Below are 26,146 nucleotides of genomic sequence, written 5' to 3' on the forward strand. Positions count from 1 at the left end.
TCCTCCGTCTGCCGGTTACGCGGCGGTGGCGGCGGACTCGGGCCGGTAGGTCTCGACGACGTAGTCCGCGAGGTGGCCGGCCACGTCCACGCCGTGCTTGGCGGAGGAGCGGGCGAACTCGGGGTTCGCGTTGACCTCCAGGACCATCAGCTCGCCGGTGGTGCGGTCCTCGACGAGGTCGACCCCGTAGAAGCCCTCGCCGAGCGCGTCCACCACCTGGGCGCAGCGCTTCTCCATCTCGCGGGTCAACGGGACCCGTACGACCTCGGCTCCGAGGTGGGTGTTGGTGCGCCAGTCCGGCGAGACCCGCCGGATGGCGACGACGGGCGTGCGGCCGACGACCACGATCCGCAGGTCGTGGCCGGGCTTGTCGACGTACCGCTGGACCAGGACGGGGAAGAGCTTGCCCGCGGCGTCCGCGGACTCCCGTCCGCCGATCCACGCCTCGACGCACTCCTCGCTGGTCATCCGGGAGACCCCGCGGCCCCAGGAGCCGCTCACCGGCTTGATGACGGCGGGCAGTCCGACCTCGCCGACCGACTCACGGACCTGCGCGTAGCTGAAGGCGTGGAAGGACTCCGGGTGGGGGACGCCGTGCCTGCTGAACAACAGGGCCTGCAGGCCCTTGTCGTTGCAGGTCTCGATCGTCGTCGCGCGATTCAGCGCGGGAACTCCGCTGAATTCCAGCCGGCGGGCCACATTGACGGCCTCGCGGTGCGAGAGATTGCGGATGAGTGCGAGGGCGGGCGGTTTCTTCCGGCCCGTCACCAGCCCCGCCAGGTCCTCCAGCAGGACCGGGCGGACCGCGAGCCCCCGCGAACGCAACGCCTCCAGGAGGAGTTTCTCGTCGGGGCGCAGGACGGTGGCCGACAGCAGCACCTCTAACCCGGCGTCGGACCCGGTCACTCGCCCCAGTCCTCTTCGACCTCGGGCGCGAGCTCTATCCGTGCGCCGGCCTCGGACTTCTCGACGACCTCGTGCTCCTGGCCGCAGGCCGCGCACTCGGTGATCTCGCCCTTCAGCCAGTCCTGCCGGACCGGGATGTCCGTGTCGCACACCAGGCACTGGAGCGCCGCGACAGGAGCAGTCATTTCTCTTTCCTTTCCACTGCATTCCGGGGCGGAAAAAGCAACTACAGAATCCCCCGCCGGCAACTCGGCGGTCCAGCGGGTTCGCCGCCGTCCTCGTGATACGGCCATCGGGATCCTCAATGGGAAACCGGCCCGTCCGGCAGCGCACACCGGCACCGCGGGTTTCCCGCGAAAGCGGAATTCACCTTGCTGCGGTGCGACCACGGTGCGGATCACGGTGCGACGACGGTGCGGATGAACATCCGGGGAACGGACGGTGACGGCGGCATCCGTCGAACGATGTGTTCGATAAGTCCGTTATGCGGATGCTAGCTTCGGCCCGTGAACGACTCGGGCCTGCTCACCCTCGACACGCCGCTCCCACCGGCCACCCGCCGCACCCCGCGGCTCCTCCACTGGGTCACCGCGCTCCCCGTGCTCGCGCTGCTCGGCTGGTCCGTCGCGACGGCGGAACTCCACGGGGACATCCGGTACGTCCTGGCGTGCCTGCGGACCGCCGGCGCGGACGGCCTCTCGCCCTCCGAGACGTTCACCCACCGGCCCTTCTTCTACCGGTGGTTCGTCGCCGGGCTGGACTCGGTCACGGCCGGACCGGTCGCCGTGCGCGAGATGATCATCCGGCTCGCCGGAATCCTGCTGTGCGCGGCCGCGGCGCTGGTGCTGCGCTGGGCCATGGCACGCCGTCTGCCGCGTCGCGACGCGACGATCACGGCCGCCGTGGTGGGGCTCTCCCTCGCGTTCGCGCCGCGGACCGACTTCCTGCAGCCCGAGTGGGCCGCGACGCTGCTGTCGGTGGTGGCGGTCGCCCTGGTGCTGGGCCTCGACCGGCCGTGGACCGCCGCGCTCGTGGCGTCGTTGCCGCTGGCGCTCGCGGTGCTGATGAAGTACTCCACGGCGGCGACGGCCGCGATGGCGCTGCTCGTCGTCCTCGCCGTCGACCGGCTCAGGGCGTTGCTGCTCGCCGGGACGACGGTGGCCGGCGGGGCCCTGCTCTTCGCGATCAGTCTGTGGTCGGGGTCCCACGAGTGGCAGTGGGTCCGCGACATGCCGCGGATCAACAAGGGGGCGCTGACCCGGCAGGGCGTCGACCCCGCCTTCCTGCTCGACAGGGCCGCCGACTTCCTGGCGAACCGGGTCTACTTCAGCCCGATGGTCGCCCTGCTCCCCGCCGCGCTGCTGCTGTTGCTGTCCCGTCAGGCGGACCGGCGCAAGCGGGTGGAGTGGGCCGTGCTGGCGGTGCTGGTCTGCGCCGGCTGCCTGGCCGCGGTGGCGGTGCAGGGCAACTGGTTCGCCTACCACGCCGCCGCCCTGCCGGTCTTCGCCGCGGCCGTGTGGGGCCTGGCGGTGGCCCGCTGGTACGCGGACCTCAAGCGGCCGCCGCTCTTCCTGACCGTGGTCACGGCGCTGTACGCGGTACTGGTGCCCCTCGCCTCCCTCGCGCCCGCCTGGGCCCAGGGGACGGCGGCGGGCTGGCTGGCCGGCGGTGTCGCCCTGGCCGCGGCGTGCGCCGACCTGCGCCTGGCCCGTGACGGTGCGCGCCGCCCCGGCACCGCCCGGTGGCGTCGCGCCGCCCTGGCCCCGGTCGCGCTCTGCGGGGCGCTGTGCGTGGCGGTGACGGTCTGGCCCTCCTCCCCGCACCTGATGAGCCGTGCCGGGGTGAGCTCGACCAACGCCGAGTACCTGCGGACCAGCGCGGACAAGGCCGCAGCGGCGGACGCGGTCCGCCGCCGGATCCCCGACGGCGCGCCCGTGCTCTACCTGGCCTTCGGTGACGACGCCTACTTCGTGGACCACCCGGTGCGGTGCCGGTACCCGATCCCCACCTTCCTGCAGCGCGTGCGGTACCTGCCGGACGTCAGCGCGCTCCGGTCGCACGCCGAGAACGCCCGCTGCATCACCGAGGACCCGGCACCCTACGCCGTCCTGCAGCGCGCCTGGTTCGACCTGGACCGGGTCGACCCCTCGGTCGCGGCCCGCATCGAGGAGGTCTACGACTGCCCGCAGACCGCGGACCCACGGGACCTCGTGGTCTGCCGGCTCCGGGCGGGCCGCGGGTAGCGCCGCCCGGAACAGGCCGCGCTCAGTGCACCGCGAGGCGCAGCGCGAAACCGATGAGCAGCACTCCGGTGACGCGTTCGACGCGGGCCCGCACCACGGGCCGGCGCAGTACCGCGCCGACCCGGTCGACCACGACGACGTAGGTGCCGAACCAGGTCACGTACAGCACGGCGAAGACCAGCGAGAGCAGGAGCGCGCGCGGCAGGACGCTGCCCTGGGCGGGCAGGAACTGCGGGAGGAAGGTCACGAAGAACAGGGCGACCTTCGGGTTGAGGGAGTTGGACAGGAAGCCCTGCCGCAGGTGGGCCGCGCCGTTCGGCGGCGGGTCCCCGTCCGCCGGCTCCGGGGAGTCGGCGGCGCGGCGGGCCGCGCGCAGGGTCGTGAAGCCCATGTACAGCAGGTAGCCCGCGCCCACGGTGCGCAGCACCGTGAAGGCGACCGTCGAGGCCATCAGCAGCGCCGAGACCCCGAGCGCGGCCGAGGCGATGTGCACGCCCAGCCCGAGCACCCCGCCCACCATCGTCAGCAGCCCGCCCGCGCGGCCCGCTGCCAGGGCGTTCCTGGTGATCAGCGCCTGGTCGGGCCCGGGGATCACGATCAGGACGAGCGAGGCGGCGGCGAAGGTCAGCACGGCGGCGTCCGCAGCCGGGCGGCGAGCGCGCGGAGCACGACCGCGCTGTGCTCGCGCAGGTAGAAGTGACCGCCGGGGAAGGTGCGCACCTCCACCGGAAGGGTCGTCAGCTCCTGCCAGGCCGCCAGTTCGGCCTCGCCGACCCGGTCGTCGCGGCCGCCGAAGACCGTCACGGGGACCTCCAGCGCGGGCCGGTCCCGCCAGCGGTAGGTCTCCACGATCGTGTAGTCCGCCCGCAGCGGCACCGCGACCAGCGCCCGCAGCTCCGGTTCGTCCAGCACCTCCCGCGGGATGCCGCCGTGCAGCCTGGAGACCTCCGCCAGCAGTTCGTCGTCCGGCAGCAGGTGCAGCCCCAGCGAGGTGCGCGGCAGGTGGGGCGCCGGGAAGCCGGAGACCACCAGGCGCTCCGGGAGCCTGCGGCCCGCCTCGCGCAGGGCGCCGGCCAGCTCGTACGCCACCAGGGCGCCGAGGCTGTGCCCGAAGAACGTGTACGGCGCACCGAACGCCACCTGCTCGGTGAGCGCGGCGACCAGTGTCCCCATCGAGGTCAGCGGGGGTTCCCCGAAGCGCGACCCGCGGCCGGGCAGCTGCACGACGTGCAGTTCGACGCCGGTCAGGGCGCGCGCCCAGCGGACGTACTCGGCGGCCGAACCCCCGCCGTGGGCGAAGCAGTACAGCTTCGGAGCGCCGGGCCGGGCGGGCCCGCCGACCAGCCAGCGGGCCGACAGTTGGGTGATCACGGCGGGACTACCTCCCCAGGGGGGCCGGTCGGACGGCGACGAGATGGGCCGCGAGGGCGTCGGCCGTCGGGTGGTCGGCGATCGCCTTGGGCGTCGTGTCGATCCCCAGGTCCTCCTCCAGGCGCCCGCACAGGTCGAGGGTGGTCGCCGAGTCGAAGCCCAGGTGGTCCAGCGGCAGCGTCGGGTCGATCTCGTGGGGCGCGACGTCGAGGAGTTCCGCCAGGAAGGCGACGATCCACTCCCGCATCTGCTCGTACGTCATCGTGTCTCCTCCGTCAGCGGCTCGGACGGGCCGAGCAGCCCCTCCAGGTGGCCGTCGAGCGCTTCCACCGTCGTGTACTGCAGGACCGTGCCGACGGGCACGGTGATCCCGAACGCCGTGCGCAAGGACGCGACCAGCCGGGCCGCGAGCAGCGAGTCGCCGCCCGCCTCCAGGAAGTCGTCGGCGAGGTCGGCGCTGCCGAGGCCGAGCACCTCGCGCCAGATCTCGACCAGCTTGCGCTGGCGGTCGGTGCGCGGCGGCTTCGCGGGCCGGCCGCGCGCAGCGGTGCGGGCGCCGGCCTTGGCGAGCGCCTTGCGGTCGACCTTGCCGGTGCCGCTGAGCGGCAGCTCGGTCAGCGCGAACAGCTGGGCCGGCACCATGTGGGCGGCCAGCTGCCCGGCGGCGAAGTCCCGCAGCGCGTCGGGGGCGAAGCGGCTGCGCCGGTCGGGGCCGCGTGCCACGAGGACGTCGAAGCCCACCGAGCCGGGGCCGCCGTCGCGGGGCGTGAGCACGGCGCTGTCGGTGAAGCCCGCGGCGGCGAGTTCGGCCGCCCATTGCGCGCGGTCGAGCAGCGGGTGCGTGGTGCGCAGTTCGGTGTCCTCGAAGGTGTCGAAGCCCTGCTGGAGCCCCATCACCAGGTCGAACCACGGGTGGAAGGCGGTCTGCTCGACGATCAGCAGGGTCCCGCCGGGGGCGAGCAGCCCCCGCAGGGTGCGCAGCGTGCGGCGCACCTGACGGGTGTCGTGCAGCACGCTCGCGGCGACGACCAGGTCGGCGGTGTGGTCCTCGAAGCCCTGGGTCTGCGGGGGCGCGTCCAGGTCGAGCAGGTCGCAGCGCAGGAAGGGGTGCTCCGTGCCGAGGACCTCGCGGGCCCGGTCGGTGAAGTAGCGGGAGATGTCGGTGAACAGGTACTCCGTGGGCGCGGTGCGGCCGGCGGGCAGCAGCGGGAGCAGGTGCCGGGTCAGCGAGCCGTAGCCCGCGCCGACCTCCAGGACGCGCAGCGGCCGGTCGGCCGGCCATCCGGCGGTGAGGCGGCGCACCGCTTCCGTGGCGACGGCGTACGTCGGGCCGAACAGCCGCTCGTAGACGCCGGGGGTGCGGTCGGAGGCGTACAGTTCGGCGGAGTGCACGCTCTGGGTGAGGACCCCGGCGACGTCCCCGGCCAGGGCCAGCATCCAGTCGGTGACGTCCTCGGGGATGCCCAGCACCTCGCCCAGCACGGTGCGGCTGCGGGCGGCGAGCGCGTCGGGGATGCCGTCCGCGGCGGGCGGCCGTGCCGCCGCCGCCCGGGCCAGCCAGCGCTCGTAGCGCGGGGCGATACCGGCGGCGTCGTCGGGCAGGCCCAGGCGGCGGAAGGCGGTGCCGACGGCGGTCGCGTACACCTCGTTCAGCACGTCCCAGGCGGCGCGCAGCTCCCGCGGCGAGGGACCGGGGGCGGGCACCTCGGCGGCGGAGCACAGCGCCCGCCAGTCGGCTTCGGCCCGGTCGGGATCGGCGTGCTCGGTGACGAAGAGCCCGTCGGCGCCGCCGGGGTCCCCGGCCGGGACGACGTAACCCAGCAGCCGGGCCGCGCCGGCCTCGCCGTCGGCCTTCACCACGACCGCGCTGTCCACGCCCGGGTGCCGGGTGAGGGTCGCCTCGATCTCGCCGAGCTCCACACGATGCCCGTTGATCTTGACCTGACCGTCCCTGCGGCCCAGGAACTCGATGCTGCCGTCCGGCAGGTAGCGGCCGAAGTCGCCGGTCCGGTAGAGCCGTTCGCCGGTGACCGGATGCGTGACGAAGGCCGCGGCGGTGCGCTCGGCGTCGCCCCGGTAGCCACGGGCCAGGCCGTGGCCGCCGATGTACAGCTCGCCTGCGGTCCACACGGGACAGGGCGCGTACCGCTCGTCGAGGACCTGGAAGGTCTGGTTCCGCAGCGGCTTGCCGTACGGCACGCTCGTCGCGCCCGCCGGGACCTCCTCCACCGGGTGGAAGATCGACCAGATCGACACCTCGGTGGCACCGCCCAGGCTGATCACCCGCGCCCGGGGCCACAGCGCGTGGATGCGGCCGGGCAGGTCGACGGGGATCCAGTCGCCGCTGAGCAGCACCAGCCGCAGGTCCGGCGGGACCTGCGCGCCCCCGGCCTCCAGATGCTCGACCAGCATCTGCATCTGCGCGGGCACCGAGTTCCACACCGTCACCCCGTGCGCGGCCATCACCTCGGCCCAGTGCGCGGGTTCGGCCCGCTGGTCCGGGTCGGGCAGCACCAGCGCGGCCCCGGCGGCGAAGGTGCCGAACAGGTCGTGCACGGACAGGTCGAAGCCGAGGTCGGCGAGGCCGAAGAGACGGTCGGTGGGGCCGATCCCGAAGCGCTCGTTGATGTCGGCGACGGTGTTGAGGGCCGCCCGGTGCTCGATCATCACGCCCTTGGGGGTGCCGGTCGAGCCCGAGGTGTAGAGGACGTACGCCAGGTCGGCGGGGTCGGCCGGGCCCGCCTGCACGGCGGCGTCCAGGGTGGCGGTGGTGCCGGAGGGCGGCTCGGTGACGACGCGGGGCAGGTCCTGCGGCCACTCCAGCCGCGCGTCCGTCCCGGCGTCCGTGACCACCGCGACCGCCCCGGCGTCCGTGAGGATGCGCTCCCGGCGCAGGGCGGGCAGTTGCGGCCCGACCGGGAGGTAGGCGCCGCCCGCCATGAGCACGCCGTAGGCGGCGGCGACCTGGGCGGGGCCCTTGTCGAGGGTGATGCCGACGGTACGGTCGCGCAGGTCGCCGCCGGAGAGCCGGCCGGCGACGGAGGCGGCCCACGCGGCGAGTTCGCCGTAGGTCACGGTGCCGGTGGTCGTGATCACGGCGGGACGCCCCGGGTGCCGCTCGGCACGGTCGGGCAGCGCGGAGTGCAGCAGTCCGGACGGCGCCTCGCCCTCGGTGGCGTTGGCGGCCTCCCGGGCGGTGAGCTGGTGGGCGGGGAGCGGGATCACCAGCTCCTCGTCCCACGGGGCGCCGTCGGCGGCGAGCCGCGCCACGGCGCCGGTGTAGGCCGCGAACATGTCGTCGAGCATGCCCTCGGGGAAGAGCTCCTCGACCGCGTCCCAGGTCAGGTCCAGGCTTCCGGTGATGTCGACGACCTGGTGGTCGAGCCAGACCTGCGGGGTCTGGCTGATCCGGTACGTGATGGAACCGAAGTGGTCCATGGCCGACGAGACGTCCGCGGCGGTGCCCAGGCCGCTGGTGAAGACGACCGGCATCGTCTCGAAGCCGTTCTGCAGGCCGAGGCGGCGACGTTCGCGCAGCGCCTGCAGGGCGCTGACGTGGCGGTGCCGCAGGTCCTTGCGCAGCTGCCGCTGAACACGGGCGGCCCGCTCGGCCAGCGGGACGCCGCCGCTCGCGTCCGTCTCCAGCAGGCAGATGGACGTGAAGTCGCCGACCACCCGGCGCAGATGGGGGTGGACGCCGCGGTGCCCTGCTCCGTCGCCGGAGAGCACCAGCGGGAGCCGGTTGAAGAGGGTGAGGTTGAGGGTGAACCGGCGGGTGCCGCTCCACATCGCCAGGACTTCGGAGAACACCGTGGCCAGCAGCGCCGTCGGGGTCAGGCCGCGCTCCTCGCAGCGCCCCTGCAGCCGCTTCCAGTCCTCCGGCGCCAGGTGGAACTCGCGGTGCGTGAAGACCGGCTTGTGCACGGCGACCGGGGACTTGGCCAGCGGCAGGTCGGGCGGCGGGGCCAGCGTCGCGGCGCGCGCCGTCCAGTACTCCCGTGCCTCGCGGTGCCGCGGCGACTCGTCGCCACGCTCCAGGGCGAGCGCGTAGTCGCGGAAGCCCACCTCGACCGGCGGCAGCACCCGCTCCTCGTCCTGGCACAACTGCGCCCACTCGCTGAACAGCACGGTGATGCTGGCCAGGTCGACCATGAGCAGGTCGAGGCTGACGTGCAGCCGGTCGTGGCCGGGCAGCCGGGACATGCGGATGTCGAACAGCGGCCAGTCGGCCGCGGTGTACACGCGGTGCGACATCTCCTCGCGCACCTCGGCCAGATGGCGTTCCGCCTCCTGCGGGGGCGCCCCGCGCAGGTCGGTGCAGCGGATCTCGTAGGCGGGGACCTCGGGCAGGATCCGCTGCCGGCCGTCCTCGCCGACGACGCAGCGCAGCATGCCGTGCCGCTCGATGAGCCGGGTCCAGGCGCGGGAGAGCAGCGCCGGGTCCAGGCGGCGGCCCTCCAGCTCGAAGTAGGCGTGCGGGGCGACGTTGCCGAGCACGAAGTTGGGGCCGCGGCCGACCCAGTACGCGTACTGGATCTCGGTCAGCGGGAAGGGGGCGTGGGCGTCGTCGTTCGCGGTCATCGGGATGTCCCCTCCGGGAGGAGTTCTGCCATGGCGGAGCGCAGCCGTACCGGCAGCGGCCCCTCGTCGTCCTCGCTGGCGCGGATGGCCACGCCGAGCGCGAACCGGTCCCACACCTGGAGCACCTGCACCTGCCACAGGGGGCGCTCCGGTTCGGGGATCTCGTCGTCGACGACGGCCAGGCCGCCGTCGCGCAGGCGGTGCACGGAGAAGGCGTCGAAGCCCCGGCACATGCCCATGCCGGTGGCCTTGGTGTACGCCTCCTTGGCGACCCAGGAGTCGGCGAAGGCGTGACCGCGCTGGTCCTCGCGGTCGCGCCGCAGCACCTCGTTCTCCAGGGGGGTGAAGACCTTCGGCGCGAACTGCATCGCCTCGGGCCGGGCGGGGGTGGTCTCGGCGTCCACTCCGGCGGTGCGGCCGCGCACGACGATGGCGGCGATCAGCCCGTTGGTGTGGGTGATGTTGAAGTCCAGCCCCCAGTCGGCACCGTCGACCACGGGCCGGCCGTACTTGCCCTTGCGGAAGCGCCACGAGTCCGGTGGCTCGTCGGTGTAGAGCGACAGGACCTGACGGGACAGCAGCCGTGCGCCGAGGAAGCGGCGCCGGGCGGCGGGGAACAGCAGCCGGTCGTGCCGGGCGCGCTCCTCGTCGGTCAGCAGTTCCAGACCGCCCGTCGCCTCGGCGAACCGGTCCACGTCCTCCTCGGCCAGCAGCCACACGTCGGCGCTGTCGGCGAGCGGGTCGGCGGACGGTACCGCGGTGTCCATGAGCACTGCCTCCATCGGTGGGTCACCAGTTGACGGGGAACGCGCGGAAGGAGAAGAGCAGGCCGTCGCGGTGCGCCGCCTCCAGCGCCGCGGCCACCTCGTCGACCTCCTCGGGGCCGGTCACCCGGCGCGTGGGGTGGAACCGCCGCAGCAGCCGCTCCAGGCAGAGCAGCAGCACCGCCGGCGAGCGCAGCGGCGGGCTCAGGCTCTCCCGGCCGCGCAGGTGGAGGTGGACGACGGCCGCGGCGGCGGAGACCGTCGTGTACTGCTCGGCCAGGTCGAACAGCTCGGCCGACTGGCCCGCGGCCCTGCCGAGGGCGGAGGTGAGCTTGCGGTGCTCCTCGGCGATCCGGTCCAGTTCGCCGGCGAGCGCGTCCGCGATCGCCGCGCCGTCCGCGAGCCGGGCCGCGTCGCGGCCGGTCGTGGCCGCCGCCTCCCGCCGCAGCTCGGCCACGGCCGCGCGCAGGGTGACCACCGGGTCGTCGACGCCGCGGCTGAACAGCTGCTGCCCGGCGGGCCGGTACGGCTCCATGGGGTGGGCCGGGTCGAAGAGCACGGCGACCCTGGCCGCGGCCTCCTCGACCAGCCCCGGCGGCGGGGTGACGGCGGAGCTGAGCAGCGGTCCGAGCTGCAGGGCGATGTTCTTCAGGTTGACCACGGTGTTGCCGTCGGCGAAACCGGCCACGCCGAAGTCGCGCCGCGCCTTCTGGAAGATCCCGTGCCGGGGGTGGTCGCGCAGCCAGTGGCGAGCGCCGAGCACCACGCCGAGCCGGCCGAGCGTCCCCTCCAGCAGGGTGGGCACGAAGTACTTGACCACCGACGACCAGATGCTGATCTGCGCCGGGGCCATCTGCAGGGCGCGCACCGCGGTGGAGGTCATGGCGTCGGCGACCAGCAGCTCGGCGTAGGACTCCGCGAGCTGCCGCCGCGAGTACGGGATCGCCGAGACCGTGGTGCCGAAGACCTCCCGGGTCGTGGCGAAGTCCAAGGTGGTGCGCAGGGCGGTGTCCACCGTGCTCAGCGCGATCAGGTTGATCAGGACGCGGGCGAACTGCCCGGCCTTCAGGGCGATCTCCAGGCCCTGCCCCTCGCGGCCGACGAGGGCGGCGGACGGCACGAAGCAGTCCCGCAGCCGCACCCCGCTCATGTCGAGGCCGCGCAGGCCGTGCAGCGGCTCGTCGGGCAGCGGTTCGCAGCTGCCCGTGGTCAGGGCGCGCTTGTCCAGGGCGAGGATCGAGTAGCCGCCGGGGCCGCCCTGGGGGGAGGTGCGGGCGAAGAGCATGACGACGTCGGCCTGGGTGGCGTTGCCGATCGTCCACTTCTCGCCGTCGAGCAGCCAGCCGCCCTCGACGGGCCGCGCGGTCAGCTCGTTGGCGAGCACGTCGCTGCCGTGCCGGCGTTCGGACAGGCCCCAGGCCATCTTGCCGCCGGAGCGGACGTGGTCGGCGAAGGACGTGCGCTGCTCGTCGCTGCCCGCGATCCACAGCGGCATGTAGGCGATGCTGGTGATCACCATCGCGGTGGCGGTGGTGGGGTCGCGGCGGGCGACCAGCCGGAACAGGTGGTAGCCGTCCTGCACGTCGACGGCCCGGCCGCCGTGCGCGGCGGGCACGATCCAGTCGTACAGGCCCCAGGAGGCCAGCAGGTCGACGAACTCGTGCGGATACGCCTCGCGTTCGTCCAGGTCGAGGACGCGGGCGTACGGCATGGGACCGGCGGGGTCGTTGGGGCTCCCCAGGTGGCGCTCCAGGTCGGCCATGAGCGCGGGCAGATCGGTCATGTCTCCTCGTCCTCCGGTCCCGGTCGGTCGCACAGCCGCACCGGCAGTGCCGTGAACAGGCGGCGTGCCGCGTCGAGTTCGGCGATCAGCCGGCCCGCCGGGGCGACGTCCCGGCCGGCGGTGCGCGGGTCGCGGCCCTCGGCCACCGTGAGGAGCAGCGCCGTCACGGCGGTGAGCCATCCGGCTCCGCCGGGCTCCTGCTCGCCGTACAGGCCGCCGCGGTCGCGGTGGAACCACCAGGTCAGGGCCGCCGTCGCGGCCGCGTGGAGCGGGCACAGCCGGTCCGCCAGGTCGAGCAGGTCGGGGGCCGTCCGCTGCCGCGGCGCGGCCGCCGCCTCCCGGAAGGTCGCGGCCAGGCCCGACTGCACCCCGGTGACCAGCGTCGCGGCGCGCGTCGCGCCCCTGCGGTGGAGCTCGGCGGCGATGGTGTCGGCGTGCGAGGCGAAGCCGAGCAGGATGTCGTCGCCCGGCCGGGCCCCCAGGTCGAGGGCGGCGGGGTCGAGGCCCGGCAGGACGGCGCCGCCCAGGTCGAAGAGGGCGGCGAGCCTGCGCTCGCGCTCCGGTTCCGGTTCCCGGGGCGTGGCGTACGCGGGCAGGAACATCGCGACCGCCCGCAGGTTGCCCAGCACGCTGGTGTCGATGACCTCGACCATCGCGTTGTCCCGGACGGCCTTGTCGAGGACGGCGCCCGGGCCGTCGCCGTCCCGCAGCACCGCACGCGCCCCGACGAGGGCGCGGGCACGGTGCGCGCAGTCGGCGGTGAGCCCGGTGGCGACGCGCTTGACGACGGACGAGGCCAGGCCGAAGGTGCCCGGCGCGACATGGGCGTACCGTGCCGCGACGAGCGCCGTCAGGTCGGCGGCCATGAACTCCGCGGCGGCCACCGCCAGTTCCCGCGCCCCGTACGGGGTGTCCGCGACCGGCTCGCCGCCCGTGCGGTGCGCCCGCGCGAACCTCAGGGCGGTGCGCAGCGCGGTGTCGGCGGTCGCCAGGCAGCCCGCGGTGCTCATCAGCCGGACGATCTGCTGGGCCCGCATCGCCCCGGCGAGCCCGGCGCCGGCGCCGCCGACCACCGCGTCCGGCGGCACGGGCACCGCGTCGAAGGCCAGGTCCGCGAAGTCGATGCCCCGCATCCCCGTGGTGCGCCGCGCGGGCAGCCGCCGCACGCGGGCGTCGGCCAGGGTCTCCGGGCCCAGCAGCAGCGCCGTGAACGCCGCCGGGCCCCGGTCCGCGGTCCTGGCCACCACGACGGCCGCGTCGGCGCTCGCGCCGCGCCCCACGAGCCATTTGGTGCCGGTCAGCGTCATGGCGTCGGTGTCGAGGCGGCAGGTGTTCGCCAGCACGTCGCTTCCCGCGTGCTCCTCGGACAGCCCGAACGCGACGGTACGGCCCTCGCGCGCCCACGCGGCGACGGTCCTGCGCTGCTCGGGGGTGCCGGCGGCGAGCACGGTCATGACGGCGGAGATGCCGAACATGGTGGCGGGCATGACGTTCACGTCCCGCCGGGCAGCGACGCGGACGAGGACGTGGGTGTCCTCCAGCGTGCGCAGGCTCCCGCCGAGGTCCGCGGGCAGGTAGGCGACGTGGAAGTCCTCCTCCCGCAGCCGCGCCTCCCACCGCGCCGGGTACGCCGCTTCGTCGTCACGGGCCGCCCCGGCGGCGAAGCCGTACGGGTTCCCGGGCTCCCACGGGTCCCCGAGCGCGGCGTCCAGCGCCTCGGCGGCGGCGAAGGGGGTCTCCGGTCCCGCGGGCGTCACGTCGCCGGGCCTTCGCGGCCGCACTGCGACGGCCGTCGACGACGGCGCGGGGCCGTCCCCCTCCGCCCCTCGGGCCGCCCGCGGCCCCTGGCCGCGGTCCGCCGGAGGCCGCGCCTCGTCGTCCCGCGGCCCGTCGACCACGAGGGCCCCGCCCGGCGACCGCGGCGCCGCGCCGGCCACCCGGCCGGAAGGCCCGCTCCCCCGACCGGACCGGCCCGGGGCCCCGGGGTGTTCCGCACCCGCAGCAGACGCCGCCGGGCCGTCCGCTCCGGACCACGGCACGTCGTCGCCCGGAGCGCCAGAGGCGGTCACCTTCACGCCCGCGACGGCTCCGTCCTGTGGGGGCAGCCGGAGCCCGCGCCGCGTCCCCCGCCCGTCGGCGCGGCCGTTCCCCACCTCCGCCGACGGCGACGCCCCCGCTGGCGCCGGGCTGTCCGCCCCGGCGGCCCTGTCGCCTGCCGGGAACGACGGCCGGGCCGTCACGGCCGCACCCCCACCGCGGGGCCGGGCGCGTTCGCGTCGTCCGGCGAGGGCCGGGTCGCGATGCCCGCCGGGAAGGCGACCCCCGCCGCACGCAGGAACGCGAGCCGCTGGTGGAAGGCGGCGCCCGTCATGATCTGCCGGGCGACGTCCGCGACCCGCCGGTGCTCGGGGGCCGCCAGGTACGTCCCGCGGACCCAGGCGTTGAAGCTGCCCATCGCCGGCCCGCACCAGATCTGGTAGTCGACGGCGCGGTCGGCCTCGCCGGTCTTGGCCCAGCGCGAGGCCATGCCCAGGTACCAGCGGAAGACCAGCGCGGCGCGCCGCTTGGGGTTGCCCTCGGCGCGGGCCAGCTGGTCGGGGTCGCGCCGCCGGAAGTACGCGAGGGTCTCGTCCCACACCGTGTCCAGCGGGCGCCGGAAGACCTGCTGCTCCACCTTCTGCCGCACCGCCGCCGGGATGGCCTCGATCCCGTCGTACGTCCGGTACAGCTCGTAGAGCTGCTTGGCCCGCATCGGGAAGAACGTGCCCCGCTTGAGCACCTGGAGCTCGACGCCCATCTCGAACATGTCGGCCGCCGGCGCCATCTCGAAGTCGGCGATGCCCGCCTGGGCCAGCATCTCCTTGACGCGGGGCGAGGTGTCGGCCTCCAGGCAGGACTGGTTGACCGATCCCGTCACCACGTAGTCGGCACCCATGGCGAAGGCGGCGGCCGCCGCCTCGGGCGTGCCGATGCCGCCGGCGGCGCCCACGCGGATGCGCTCGGCGTAGCCCTCCTCCTGCTGGACGGCGTCGCGCTGCCGGATGATGACGGGCAGCAGCGCGGGCAGCGGACGGCGGTCGGTGTGGCCGCCGGAGTCGGCCTCGACGGTGATGTCGTCGGCGAGCGGGACGCGTTCGGCGAGCCGGGCCTGCTCCTGCGTGATCGCGCCCTCGGCGACGAGCGCCCGCACCATGGCCTCGGGGGCGGGCCGCATGAACAGCTCGGCGAGTTCGGGGCGGGAGATCTTGGCGATGACCCGGTTGCCCGCGGTGACGCCGTACGGTCCGCCGGCCCGCAGCCCGGCCAGCCGGTAGCGGACGAGGTGCGGGGTGAGGGCGAGGAAGGCGGAGGCCTCCACGCAGGGCACGCCGTACTTCAGGAACAGGTCGACGGCGGTGCGCTCCAGGCGCTCCTCGCTCGGGCTGTGGATGAGGTTGCAGGCGTACGGGAGGCCGGGGATCTCGTCACGGAAGCGGACCAGGGCCTTCTCCACGGCCTCCGGGAGCAGCCCGGCCGCGCCGTACGAGCCGAGGAAGCCGGCCCGGGCCATGGCGACGACCATGCCGGCGGAGGCGATGCCGTTGGCCATGGCGCCGCTCATGTAGGCGTAGCGCAGGCCGTGGGCCTTCAGGAAGGCGGCGCTGCCCAGGCGTTCGGGACCGAGCGGGGGCGCGGCGACGACGATCTCGTGCTCGCCGGCCGGGCCGACGGCGCCGCCGGTGGCGGCGCCCAGCCCGTAGGGACCGCGCAGGACGTAGACGGGTTCGTCGAGCCGCATCAGGGCTTCGTAGACCCCGGTGTCGCCGACAGCCGGCGCCTGGGGTCCGGTCCACCGCGGCCGGTGGAGGTCGGTGGTCATGCTGCGTCTCCTGTCGCTCGCCGCTTGCTCAGGTCTGGTCGTGGTGGATCTCGATGCCGATGTCGCCCAGCCGGTAGATCCGCAGGGTCGACTTCCAGACGCTCGCGTCGCCGAGCAGCAGGATCCGGCCCGGTTCGCGGCGCACCTCCTTGACGTGCACGTCGAACTCCATGTCCGGGTCGGTGCGGAGGATCTGGCCGCGGTAGCTCCAGGTCATCTCGGCCCCGGAGGCGAGCGCGAAGCGCGGGTTCACCAGCCCGTCGGTGAGCCCGGCCTCGACGGCGTACACCTGCAGGCCCTGCAGCAGCGCCTCCACGCCCAGCGATCCGGGCATCACCGGGTCGCGGTGGAAGTGGCAGCTGAAGTACCAGTCGTCGGGGCGGATGGAGCGGTGGCCACGCAGGTAGCCCCGGCCGTGCTCGCCGCCGCCGGGCAGGACGTCGACCCATTCGACGAGGTCGAGGTGGCCGCCGGCCAGCCGGGTCGTGCCCCGGGTGGCCTGCGCGGCGCGGTGGGCGGCCAGCTCGACGCGGCGGACGCCGGCCGGGCGGGCGGGCTGCCGGTCGAGCCAGGGCAGGACGTGCTCGCCCTTGTCGAGGCCGACCTGGTTCTCCAGGGCCTTGGCGTTGAAGTAGCCGAACAGGGACTCGCCGCGGTAGAAGACCTCGCCGTCGGTGGAGAGTTCGTACGCGTAGTTCTGCAGGATCGAGCCGGGCATCCGGTCGCTGGACAGCAGCGTCGAACGGTGCCTGATGGTCCTGCCGCGCAGGTCGACGTCCTTGACGAGGGTGGCGCGGCCGTCCAGGTTGCGGATGCTGAACTGCTCGTCCGGGAAGGGCAGCGTGGCGCCCAGGTAGTAGCCGAGGAGGATGGCGGCCTGGAGGCTGGACTCCATGTGGACGCAGTTCGGCATGTACGGGTGCCCGTTGTGCGCGTAGTACCAGGCGTCCTCCGGCGCGTCGTACTCGGTGACCATGACGGCGCCCTTCTTCAGGACGCCGCGGGTGCCCTCCAGTGCCATGACGCGGTCGACGAAGAGGAAGTCGCCGTTGGGGATGTACGGCGCGCGGCTGTCGGCGTAGACCTCGAACTCGGGGCCCATCGCGACCGCCAGGTCCCCCTTGGCGGCGTGCGCCATGTGGAACTCGTTGAGCAGCGCGGGCTCGCCGCTCGCGGGGCTGAGCCGGCCGAGGAAGTGCGGCACCGTGCCGCCGGTCTCCGGGCGGTACGGGGTGCCGGGCTTCTCCACCAGGCGGATCCCGAGGCCGGTGACCCCGATCGACGGCTTGCCGTCGCGCAGCACGACCACGTCCGCGGTGATGGCGGGACGGGGCAGCAGCGTCAGCCCGGTGACGTCGATCCGGTACTCGATGCGTTCGGTGGCCGGGGTGATCTGGCCGCGGACCTTGACCTCCGTGGTCAGGCCCTGGACGGGCTGGAAGCGGGCGTCGGGGAAGCACAGGTGCAGGCCGAGGGACATCGCGTACACCTCCAGCAGCTGCACCGCACCCTCGGCGACCAGCGAGCCGGCGAGCACCGGGTCGTCCGGGAAGTGGCAGGTGAAGTACCAGCCGTCCGGGACGAGGTGCTTGACGGCCTCGATCCGGCCGAGGCCGTGCGCGCCGCCCTTGCGGTCCAGCACGGTGACCTCGTCGGGCATGCGCAGCCGCTCGCCGGGCAGGCGCAGGGAGGTGTTGCAGCCCTCGGGCTGCCGGTGGCCCGGCCCGAAGACGTCCGCGATCCGTCCCTCGGCGAGCGCCGCCAGGTCGGCGGCGGTCAGTGCGGTGCGGGAGGTGGGCTGCACGGGCTTGAAGGAACTCGCCCCGGAGAAGGCGCCGTCGCCCTTGGGCGGCACGGCCCTGCCCTGGATGATGCCGAGCGAGTTCTCCAGCTCGTCGTCGGTGAAGAAGCCGGCGCAGGCGTTGTTCAGCTTCAGGATCAGCTCGCCGTCGGCGTAGCAGTCGTAGTGGAAGAAGAACAGCGTCGTGTCGCCCTGCCGCACGAACTGGTCGATCCAGATGTCGTACCGCAGCGTCTGGCCGACCCGCGGCAGGTCCCCCACGAAGCTGAGGCTGCTGTCGAGCAGGCGGTAGACGCGGTCGCCGCGGTTGGTGAAGTCGATGCCGAGGTAGCTGATCAGCAGCAGGTCGCACTGGCCCGCCTCGATGGTCACGGCCGGGGGCACCTGGCCGTCGACGGCGTACCAGGCGTCGAGCGGCACGTCGTACTCGGTACGGATGAACGAGGGCTCGAACGCCCCCGGTTCGGCCTCCAGCACGGTGACGCGGGTGGCGAAGTGATACGGCGGGGCGGGCAGCCGCACACGGCGGCGGTGACCGTCGATCTCGGCGAAGCGCGGGCCGAAGACGTTCCCGATCTTCCCGGTGGCGAACTCCAGGAGGTCGTGCTCGTCCCAGACCACGCCCTCCGGCTTGGGCGGGCGTACGGCGGGGGTCGCGGGCTCGGGGACGGGGACGGTCGCGGGGGTGGGGGCGGACAGCAGGGCCGCCAGCTGGTCGCGCAGGGCCCGCTGGGCGTCCAGCACCTCCCGGTGGGCCTCCAGCATCTCGCTGCGCAGCCCGCACACGAGCGCGGCGGTGCTCTCCTGCCGGGGCGGCTGTACGGGAAGCGGCGCCCCGAAGATGGCCGGGCCCGGCGGCTCCTGCGGCTCCACGACCGGCACCGGCGGTGCGGCCGCGATGACGGTGGCGGTCACGGCGGCGGCCGGGATCATCGTGATCGGCTCCCGCTCCAGCACGAGCGCTGGTGCGGGCGGCTGTGCGGCAGGGCTGATCGACATCGCGGTGTCCCATTCCGTGGCGGATTCGGCACCCACGGCGTTCGCCGGGGCGGGGATGACGTTCCCGGCACGCACGCCGGGCTCGGACCTTCGAGCCGCCGGACCCGTCGCGCCGGGAGGCGGCGACCCGGCAGGAGTGGCCGTCCCGGACGCGTGGACGCCGGCTGCGGACCCCCCGCCCACGGGGTGCCCCGGGGCGGGGATGACGTTCCCGGCACGCTTACCGGGCCCGGCGGCCCCCGCGCCGGACGCCGGCTCCTGCGACGCCGCACCTCCCGCACCCGCCCCGAGTCCGCGCTCCGCGACAGCGGCGGCCGGCACATCCGGCCGCGCAACACCCGCACCGGTAAGGGGCGGGCGGATGGGAGACCCCACGACGGACCCGCGCTCCCCCGCGACGGACACCGGCGGATCGGCAGAAACCGCCATCCCGGACGCGCGGCCCGCAACGGCCGGAACGGACTGACCGCCTTCCGACACCTGCGCACCGGGAAGGGGCAGGCGGGTGGCAGGCCCCACAACGGACCCGCGCTCCCCCGCGACGGACACCGGCGGATCGGCAGAAACCGCCATCCCGGACGCGCGGCCCGCAACGGCCGGGACGGACTGACCGCCTTCCGACACCTGCGCACCGGGAAGGGGCAGGCGGGTGGGAGACCCCACGACGGACCCGCGGCCCGCGACGCCGCGCACCACCAGCCCGGCCCCCCCACCCGCACCCGCAACCATCGCGCCCCGCGCGGGCCGCAGCCCCGCCACCACCGGTCCCGCGCCCGCGGCCACCAGCGGCGCGACCGGCGCTCCGCCCACCGTGAAGGTGCGCAGGCCGACAGGGCGCCGGGCGGCGGACGCGGAGACGGACGCCGGGACCGCGAACGCGCCGAGGTCGACCGGGACGCCGTGGGAGGCCAGTCGGGCCACGAGGCGGGCGATGTCGCCGGCGCCGCGTGCCCCGCGCCGGTCGACGGAGACCGCCACGTGCGGCTCGTCGCCGAGCGTCTCGTGGATCCAGCGGGCGCACGTGCTGCTCGGCCCGACCTCGATGAAGCAGCGGAACCCGTCCGCGTACGCCCGCCGCACCAGCCGCGGGAAGTCGACCGTCTCCCGCAGCGTGACGGCGATGTTCGCGGCGACGGCGTCCGGGTCGAGGCCGGTCACGGGCGCGTAGTGCCGGCTGCTGTAGAGCGTCAGGCCGCCGACGTCACCGGTCGGGTACCGGTTGAGGTCGGCGAGTTCGCCGAGGACGCCGTCGACGACCGGGCAGTGCATGACGTGGTTGGCCGGCGAGCGGGCGCTGCGGCAGTCCAGTGCGGCGATGAGCGCGGCGCACTGGCCGGGGTCGCCGGCGACCACGACCTCCTGCGGGGTGTTGACGTGGGTGACGAAGACCCGGTCGAAGCGCTCGACGGCCGCCCGTACGTCGTCGGCCGGGGCGAGCAGCACATGTGTGGCCCACACCTGCGCGTCCGGGACGTCATCGCCGAGTCCCCACAGCTCGCGCACCGTGCGCTTGGGTCCGCGCAGCATGTCGTCGAAGAGCGGCGAGGCGCTGATCTTCGCGTCGCCGCGGGCGCTCTTGATCCAGCCGCCGGTGGCGAAGAGCATGCTGCTCTCGCCGAGGCTGTAGCCGAACGCGCCCTGCACGGGCACGCCCAGGACCTCCCGCACCAGGTCCGTCGACAGCAGCGCGTAGCTGGTGCCGGCGGCCAGCATCAGGGGGATGTCCTCGACGAGTTCGCCCTCCCGGCGCATCAGTTCGCGCCGTCCGAGGGGCTCACGGGAACGCGGGTAGAGGGCGGCGCTGCGCAGGAGCTCCGCGGGGAGCTCGGCCTGCGCCTCGAAGCGGGGCAGCAGCCCGGGGAAGGCGCGGAAGAGGGAACGGCCCAGGCCCAGGTAGGAGTTGAAGGCTCCGGGGAAGACCAGGGCCACCTTGGCACTGCCACCGGCGCCGATCGGCCGGGAGGTGAAGTGGCTACCGGAGGGCGAGGTCCATTCCCCGCCCGACCGCCACACCTGCGGCAGGTCCTTGACGGCCTGGTCGATCTGCCGGGCGAGCCCGGCGGTGTCGTCGGCGACGAGGACGGCCTTGAGCCGGGCGGGGCGGTCCTCGGCGAGGGCCGCCCAGTCCCCGTCGAGCGCCGCCCGCAGCTCGCCGAGCCGTCGCAGCAGCCCCTCGATGTCGTCGGCGCCGACGGGCACGACGAGGCCGCCGCCGGAGCGGGCCCAGTCGGTCTCGGCGACCTCGCCGCGCACCCTGGCACCGGCCAGGACGACGTGGCCGTGGCTGCCCGCCGTGCCGGTGACGCTCACCGACGCCGCGCGCCGTCCGTCGCGCCGGGCCCGCAGCCAGGGGCGGGAGTCGGCGGGGAGGAAGAAGGAGGAGCCGTCCGGAGGGACGGCTCCGCCGCCCGGGGCGACCGGGAAGTAGGCGTGGTGCAGGCACAGCGCGGCCCGGATGACGGAGGCGAGCGCGGAGGCACGGCCGGTGTCGCCGACGCAGGCGTGGACTCCGGACAGCGCGGTGCGCAGTTCGCCGCCGGCCCGGTCACGGGTCCAGACCCGGGCCAGGCCCTCGCGTTCGGCGGCGGTCGCGGCGCCCGCCTCGACGAGTTCGACGTCGGCCGGGGTGAGCCCGGCGGCGGCCAGCGCTTCCTCGGCGGCGCGGGCGACCAGTTCGGGGCGGGCCCCGGGGGTCACGTCCCCGCAGTGGTGGACGGCGACGGCCTCCACCATGGCGTACACGGTCCGTCCCGGCGGCACCGACGCGGGCCGGGTGACGACGACGGCCCCGGCACCCTCGCCGAGGACGCGCAGCCCGTCCCGGACCGAGCCGGGCTCCAGCAGTTCGCGGGCGAGCGTGTTCTCGGGCCCGGCCGCGAGGTCGACGGCGCCGACGAGGACGGCCTCGACGGTCGGGTCGAGCAGCAGCAACCGGGCGACGTCGAGGGCGTCGACGCCCACCGAACTGTCGGAGGAGAGGGTGAAGGAGGGGCCGGTCAGGTTCCACAGCGAGGAGACCCGGCTGGCCATGATGTTGCCGATGTAACTGAGCACCTCGTTGGGCTCGATGGAGTCGTGGACGCCGTTGCGCGCGGCCCGGGTGAGCTCGGCCAGTTGCCCGGGGGTGGGCTCCACGCCGGCCTGCGCGCACCAGTCGGCGAGCTTGCGGCCCAGTTCGTAGCGGGAGCCGTGGCCGTGCGCGCTCGGTTCCATCTCCATGCCGACGACGACGGCGACCCGGCGCGGCCCGGCGTCCCCGCCGGTGCCGGGGCGCGGCCGCTCGTAACCGGCGTCGCGCAGCGCCTCCTCGGCGACGCGCATCATCAGCAGGTGCTGCTGGTTGAAGTGGTCGAGGTCCTTGGGCGGGATCTTGTACGAGGTCGCGTCGACCTCTAACTCCTCGACGTACGCGGCCCTCGGCGCGTGCTCGCCGGCGAGCCCGGCCCGGGCCAGGGGGCCGCCCTCGACGTCCTCGAAGCCGCGCCACCGCTGTCGGGGCAGCGTGCGCACGGCGTCCAGGCCCTCGTACCCGGCACGCTCGAAGGCGTCCAGCGTGGTGAACGAGCCGAAGTGCGCGCCCATGCCGATGACGGCCAGCGGCGGCACCGGCGTCGCCGCGGAAGCAGGCTCCGGAGCGCGGTCGAGCGCGGGGTCGGGGTCGGGGTCGGGGGCCGAGAGGACGACGTGCGCGTTCGTACCGCCGAAGCCGAAGGCCGAGACGCCGGCCCGGCGGGGACCGCCGCCCGCGGGCTCGGGCCAGGCCACCGCCTCACGGACGACCCGGTCGGCGACGGTCCCCGGCAGGGGCTGCCCGACGCCGATGGTGGGCGGGATCGTGCCGTGCGACAGGCCGAGGACGACCTTGATGAGGCTGGTCATGCCGGCCACGGTCAGCAGGTGGCCGATGTTGGACTTGACCGACCCCAGCAGCGGTCCGCGGCCGAAGAACGCCTCGACCCCGCCGAGTTCGGTGCTGTCGCCGAGCGGCGTCCCGGTGGCGTGGCACTCCAGGTACTGGACGGCCGAGGGGTCCACGCCCGCCTCGCGGTAGGCGAGTTCGTACGCGGCGAGCTGCCCGGCGGCGTTCGGCACCAGCATGTGCTTGCCGGGACCGTCGTTGGTGAGGGCGAGCGCGTCGACGACCGCGTACACCCGGTCGCCGTCGCGCCGGGCGTCGGCCAGGCGCTTCACGACGACCATGGCGGCGCCCTGGCCGGTGACGATGCCCCGGGAGCGGGCGTCGAAGGGCTGGCTGAAGCCGTCCGGCGGATAGGCCCGCAGGTCGGAGAAGGACAGGTGGATGACGGTCGGGTCGGGGGCGCAGACCCCGCCCGCCAGCATCAGGTCGGCGCGGCCCGTCTCCAGGTGGGCGCAGGCCAGCTTCAGCGCGTACAGCGCTGAGGAGCAGGCGGCGTCCAGGGTGAAGCGGGGCCCGTCGAGGCCGAGCGCCGCGGCCACCACCTGGGCGGGCATCCCGCCCGCCCACAGGTTGTGGGCGGCGGCGGTGCCCGCCGGGACGGCGGCCCCGGCGGGGTCGCCGCCGGGTGCCGCCGCCGGGAGACCGGCGTCCGCCAGTCCCCGGGCCACCGCCGAGTCCCACAACTCTCCGGCGACCCTGCCGGAGGCCGGGGTGGGGAACGGGTAGTTCCCGAACACCACCCCGGTCCTCCGTCCGCTCCGGCCGGCCGCGGCGCCGGGGGGAGAGCCCGCGTCGGCCAGAGCGTCCCCGGCCACCCGGAGCGCCCAGTGGAACGAGCGGTCCAGGCCGGCCAGGTAGTCGGACGGGAGCAGGTATCCGCTCGGGTCGAAGGCCGTCGCGTCCTCCTCCGTGAGGAACCCGCCCCGGGTGCAGTAGATGCGGTGCCGGTCGTCGGGGTCGGTCTCGCGGACCCGTGGGTCCTGCCCGAAGATCCGGCTGTCCCCGTCGGTGCGCGAGTCCACGCCGCCGGTCAGGTTCCGCCAGTAGTCGTCGGGTGTCCCTGCCCCGGGGAAGAGGCAGGCCAGGCCGACGATCGCGTACTTGCCCATGGTGGGTCAGCCTCCGAGTGTCCGAGTCGGTCCGGTCGGGTCGGCGGTCGTCAGACCGGGACGGCGGCGGTCGCGCCGGACCGCCCGGACGGCCCGAACTTGCCCTCCAGTTCCGGGTCCTCGACCAACGCCACCCCGTCGAGCACCTGCAGGACCCGGCCCTCGCGGTCGAGCGCGGTGATCGAGCAGGTCACCCCGGTCGTGGCCGGCCGGACGTCCTCCACGGCGATCAGGAAGTCCTCGTCGGCGGGCAGGGGGGCGAAGAGCCGGATCCGGGAGATCTCCATCGGCAGGCTGGCCCGGCCGCGGAACAGCCGGACCCACACCAGCCCGGCCTGCAGCAGCAGGTCGGCCAGGACGGGGCTGTGCCGCAGGCCGTGGTAGGCACCGTGCGCCGGGACGGGGTCGCCGAGCCGGGCGCCGAGCAGCAGCCGGTGCTCGTCCGAGGCGAGGATCCGGCGCAGCCCGCGCAGCGACGGGCCGTGGAAGAGCGTGCCGTCGCGGTAGAGGTAGCCGGCGTCGGTGCCGCTCGCCGCGCGGGCCGCCTCGGCGAGGTCCGCGCGGTCCGCGGGACGCGGGCCGGGTCCGGCCGTGCCGACGGTGCCGCCGTACGCCGGGCGGCTGCGCCCGGCGGTGTCGACGGCGGAGGCCAGCACGTCCAGGGTGCCGGGGCCGGCGTTCCGGCCGGGCTCCACGAACAGCCGCAGCCGCTCGGGGACCTCGCCCTCGGCGCCGTCCAGGACGACCCCCTTGAAGACCTTGAACCCGCTCACCTCGGCGACGGTCCCATCGGTCGCCGTCTCGACGGCGTTGAGCAGGGCGCCCACGGCGGCGGTGGCGGGCAGCACCCGCCTGCCGCCGATCGCGTGGTCGGCCAGCACCGTCTCGGCGGCCAGCCGGTCGAGCCCGCGGTCCACCAGCAGCGACACCGGCGCGCCGGACCCGGTGGCGGGCGGCGCCGACAGCGGCCTCAGCGGGCCCGCCACGATGACCGTGTCGTGGCCGCGCTCCGCCGTGAACTGCTCGGCGAAGATGCCCGCCCCGGTCGCGACCGGGACCAGCTCCACCCCGCGCGAGGCGAACATCCGGCGCAGGTCGTCGGTGACCATCCCGCCGTCCCAGGCACCCCAGTTGACCGAGGTCACCCGGGCCGACGGCAGCTCCCGCTTGAGCCGTACGGCGAGCCGGTTCAGCGCCTCGTTGGCCACGGCGTAGTCGGACTGGCCGCGGTTGCCGAAGAACCCGGCGACCGAGGAGAAGAACACCAGGTGCCGCAGGGCGGCGGTGCCGCGCAGCGCGTCCAGGACGTTGCCCAAGCCGACGATCTTGGTGCCGAGGACGCGGTGGACCTCCTCCGCCGTCTTGTCCACGATCAGCCGGTCGGCCAGCACACCCGCGCCGTGCACGACCCCGGTGACCCGGGGCGCGTACGGGGCCAGGGCGGTCCGCACCGCGGCGGCGTCGGTGATGTCGACGGCGACGTACTCCACGCTCCCGCCGTACGCCCGCAGCCGGCGCAGGTTCTCCGAGATCTCCCGGCTGCCCGTCAGCTCCCGGTAGACCGCCTCCACCCCGCGCGGGGTCGGCTTCTCGCCGTCGGCGGCGATCCGCCGGGCGATCGCGCCCTTCAGCGCGGCGCCCTCCAGCCCGGCGGCCCACTCGGGCTCCGGGGCGGCCTCGCTGCGGCCGAGCAGCAGCAGCCCCGCCGGGCGGGCCGCCACCAGCGCCCGCAGGCAGTCCGCCGTGATGCCGCGCGCTCCGCCGGTCACCACGAGCAGGTCGTCCGCGCCGATCTCCGGCACGGCCACCGCGGGCCCGGCCGGTGCCTGCGCCGACGGCACGACGGTGCGACGGCCCTGCGCGTCGTGCCCGACGTCGGCGAGGTCGCCGGCCAGGTCCTTGATCTCACCCAGGAAGCGGGCCGCGATCGTGTGGTCGTCCAGCCCGGGCGCGAAGTCCACGGTGCGGGTGAACAGTTCCGGCGCCTCGATGGCGAGGGTCTTCACCAGTCCGCTCACACCGCCCAGCAGCGCCGGGCCGGACGCACCACCGCGGTAGCCGTTCGCCCCGTCCAGCTGCGTGACCGCCACGAACGCCGCGCGCGTGCCCCCGGCCGCCGCGGCCTTCAGCGCGGGCTGCGTCTGCCGGGCCACGAGCACGGTGTGCGCCAGCCGCCGCGCGGCATCGGCCCACTCTTCCCCGGCCGCGGCCGCCACCTGGACGACGAGGTCGAGCCTGCCCGCCGTCACGACGCGGGCCAGTTCGTCGGCCTCCCACGTCCGCAGCGACCGTACGGCGTCCGCCTCGGCCGCGGTCGCCACCCCGTCGGGCAGCCCCACGACCTCCACCCGCCAGCCGTCCGCGCGCAGCGCGGCCACCACCGGCCGGGTCAGCGTCGACCCGTCGTCCACCACGAGCGCGGTCCGCTGCTCGGCGTACGCCCCCACGACCACGTACGGCGCGGGCAGTTCGCGTAATGAAGCGAACGTCCTCCCGATCCCGGGCGCGGCCGGGTACGTCACCGTCAACGGCGCCTCCGCACGGGTCGCGGGGACGGGCGCGGGCCCGGAGGTGGGAGCGGAGGCACCGGCGAGGAACCCGGCGATGTCGTCCAACGTCCGCAGCTCACCCAACCGCTCCGGATCGATGTCCCCCGACACCGGGAAACGCTCCTGCAACGCCCCCATGATCTGCACCCGCTTGATCGAGTCAATGCCCAGATCGGCTTCCAGATCCATCCCCGGCTCCAGCATCTCCGCCGGATAACCCGTCTTCTCCGCCACCACCTCAAGCAACGCCTCCAACACCGCA

13 protein-coding genes and 1 pseudogene are annotated in these 26,146 nt (G+C 74.8%); 1 reads left to right on the forward strand and 13 read right to left on the reverse strand.

The genetic code is table 11. The annotated features are described in order from the left end of the window. Positions 1-15: 15 nt before the first annotated feature. Together ACFYYN_RS03580 and ACFYYN_RS03585 are read right to left on the reverse strand one after the other, a co-directional pair. Positions 16-906, reverse strand: coding sequence for a RimK family alpha-L-glutamate ligase (locus ACFYYN_RS03580; protein WP_499513971.1), 891 nt, complete (start codon positions 904-906; stop codon positions 16-18). Further along, on the reverse strand, positions 903-1,091 hold the full coding sequence (locus tag ACFYYN_RS03585; RefSeq protein WP_450387848.1) for a lysine biosynthesis protein LysW: 189 nt from the start codon (positions 1,089-1,091) through the stop codon (positions 903-905). Before ACFYYN_RS03585 ends, ACFYYN_RS03580 begins: the two co-directional genes overlap by 4 nt. A gap of 321 nt (positions 1,092-1,412) precedes the next feature. On the opposite strand from ACFYYN_RS03585, the gene ACFYYN_RS03590 reads away from it, so the two are divergent. Next, a complete protein-coding gene (locus ACFYYN_RS03590; RefSeq protein WP_500544537.1) occupies positions 1,413-3,149 on the forward strand; it encodes a hypothetical protein in 1,737 nt (578 codons plus the stop codon). Positions 3,150-3,171: 22 nt separating this feature from the next. On the opposite strand, the gene ACFYYN_RS03595 is transcribed toward ACFYYN_RS03590, so the two are convergent. The 11 genes and pseudogenes from ACFYYN_RS03595 to ACFYYN_RS03645 all read right to left on the reverse strand — a co-directional run. Then, complete coding sequence (locus tag ACFYYN_RS03595; RefSeq protein WP_500325473.1) at positions 3,172-3,780, reverse strand: LysE family translocator; 609 nt, start codon at positions 3,778-3,780, stop codon at positions 3,172-3,174. Further along, positions 3,774-4,520: a thioesterase II family protein gene (locus ACFYYN_RS03600; protein WP_500544538.1), complete on the reverse strand. Its 747-nt coding sequence runs from the start codon at positions 4,518-4,520 to the stop codon at positions 3,774-3,776. The genes ACFYYN_RS03595 and ACFYYN_RS03600 overlap by 7 nt, the downstream gene beginning before the upstream one ends. A gap of 7 nt (positions 4,521-4,527) precedes the next feature. Then, on the reverse strand, positions 4,528-4,782 hold the full coding sequence (locus ACFYYN_RS03605) for an acyl carrier protein (RefSeq protein ID WP_500325477.1): 255 nt from the start codon (positions 4,780-4,782) through the stop codon (positions 4,528-4,530). Then, positions 4,779-9,101, reverse strand: a complete 4,323-nt coding sequence (locus ACFYYN_RS03610; protein WP_500544539.1) for a non-ribosomal peptide synthetase — start codon at positions 9,099-9,101, stop codon at positions 4,779-4,781. Before ACFYYN_RS03610 ends, ACFYYN_RS03605 begins: the two co-directional genes overlap by 4 nt. Beyond that, complete coding sequence (locus tag ACFYYN_RS03615; protein ID WP_499513965.1) at positions 9,098-9,868, reverse strand: 4'-phosphopantetheinyl transferase family protein; 771 nt, start codon at positions 9,866-9,868, stop codon at positions 9,098-9,100. The genes ACFYYN_RS03610 and ACFYYN_RS03615 overlap by 4 nt, the downstream gene beginning before the upstream one ends. A 22-nt stretch (positions 9,869-9,890) precedes the next feature. Then, on the reverse strand, positions 9,891-11,648 hold the full coding sequence (locus tag ACFYYN_RS03620; protein ID WP_500544540.1) for an acyl-CoA dehydrogenase family protein: 1,758 nt from the start codon (positions 11,646-11,648) through the stop codon (positions 9,891-9,893). After that, positions 11,645-13,405, reverse strand: a complete 1,761-nt coding sequence (locus ACFYYN_RS03625) for an acyl-CoA dehydrogenase family protein (RefSeq protein ID WP_500544541.1) — start codon at positions 13,403-13,405, stop codon at positions 11,645-11,647. The genes ACFYYN_RS03620 and ACFYYN_RS03625 overlap by 4 nt, the downstream gene beginning before the upstream one ends. Before the next feature lie 479 nt (positions 13,406-13,884). Beyond that, a complete protein-coding gene (locus ACFYYN_RS03630) occupies positions 13,885-15,507 on the reverse strand; it encodes a PfaD family polyunsaturated fatty acid/polyketide biosynthesis protein (protein WP_500544542.1) in 1,623 nt (540 codons plus the stop codon). Positions 15,508-15,535: 28 nt separating this feature from the next. Then, complete coding sequence (locus ACFYYN_RS03635) at positions 15,536-23,335, reverse strand: beta-ketoacyl synthase N-terminal-like domain-containing protein (protein WP_500544543.1); 7,800 nt, start codon at positions 23,333-23,335, stop codon at positions 15,536-15,538. A 50-nt stretch (positions 23,336-23,385) separates the two neighbouring features. Further along, a complete protein-coding gene (locus ACFYYN_RS03640) occupies positions 23,386-25,782 on the reverse strand; it encodes an SDR family NAD(P)-dependent oxidoreductase (RefSeq protein WP_500544845.1) in 2,397 nt (798 codons plus the stop codon). A 156-nt stretch (positions 25,783-25,938) separates the two neighbouring features. Beyond that, positions 25,939-26,142, reverse strand: a pseudogene (locus tag ACFYYN_RS03645) (phosphopantetheine-binding protein); the annotation flags it as partial. Between the last annotated feature and the right edge of the window lie 4 nt (positions 26,143-26,146).

Source organism: Streptomyces sp. NPDC001902 (genome assembly GCF_042891295.1).
Lineage (GTDB): Bacteria > Actinomycetota > Actinomycetes > Streptomycetales > Streptomycetaceae > Actinacidiphila.

Bases quoted from the DNA above. Each gene is read 5' to 3' on its own strand.
- ACFYYN_RS03605 (WP_500325477.1), bottom strand. From the start codon at position 4,782: ATGACGTACGAGCAGATGCGGGAGTGGATCGTCGCCTTCCTGGCGGAA.
- ACFYYN_RS03620 (WP_500544540.1), bottom strand. From the start codon at position 11,648: ATGACCGATCTGCCCGCGCTCATGGCCGACCTGGAGCGCCACCTGGGG.
- ACFYYN_RS03610 (WP_500544539.1), bottom strand. From the start codon at position 9,101: ATGACCGCGAACGACGACGCCCACGCCCCCTTCCCGCTGACCGAGATC.
- ACFYYN_RS03615 (WP_499513965.1), bottom strand. From the start codon at position 9,868: ATGGACACCGCGGTACCGTCCGCCGACCCGCTCGCCGACAGCGCCGAC.
- ACFYYN_RS03630 (WP_500544542.1), bottom strand. From the start codon at position 15,507: ATGACCACCGACCTCCACCGGCCGCGGTGGACCGGACCCCAGGCGCCG.
- ACFYYN_RS03635 (WP_500544543.1), bottom strand. From the start codon at position 23,335: ATGGGCAAGTACGCGATCGTCGGCCTGGCCTGCCTCTTCCCCGGGGCA.
- ACFYYN_RS03585 (WP_450387848.1), bottom strand. From the start codon at position 1,091: ATGACTGCTCCTGTCGCGGCGCTCCAGTGCCTGGTGTGCGACACGGAC.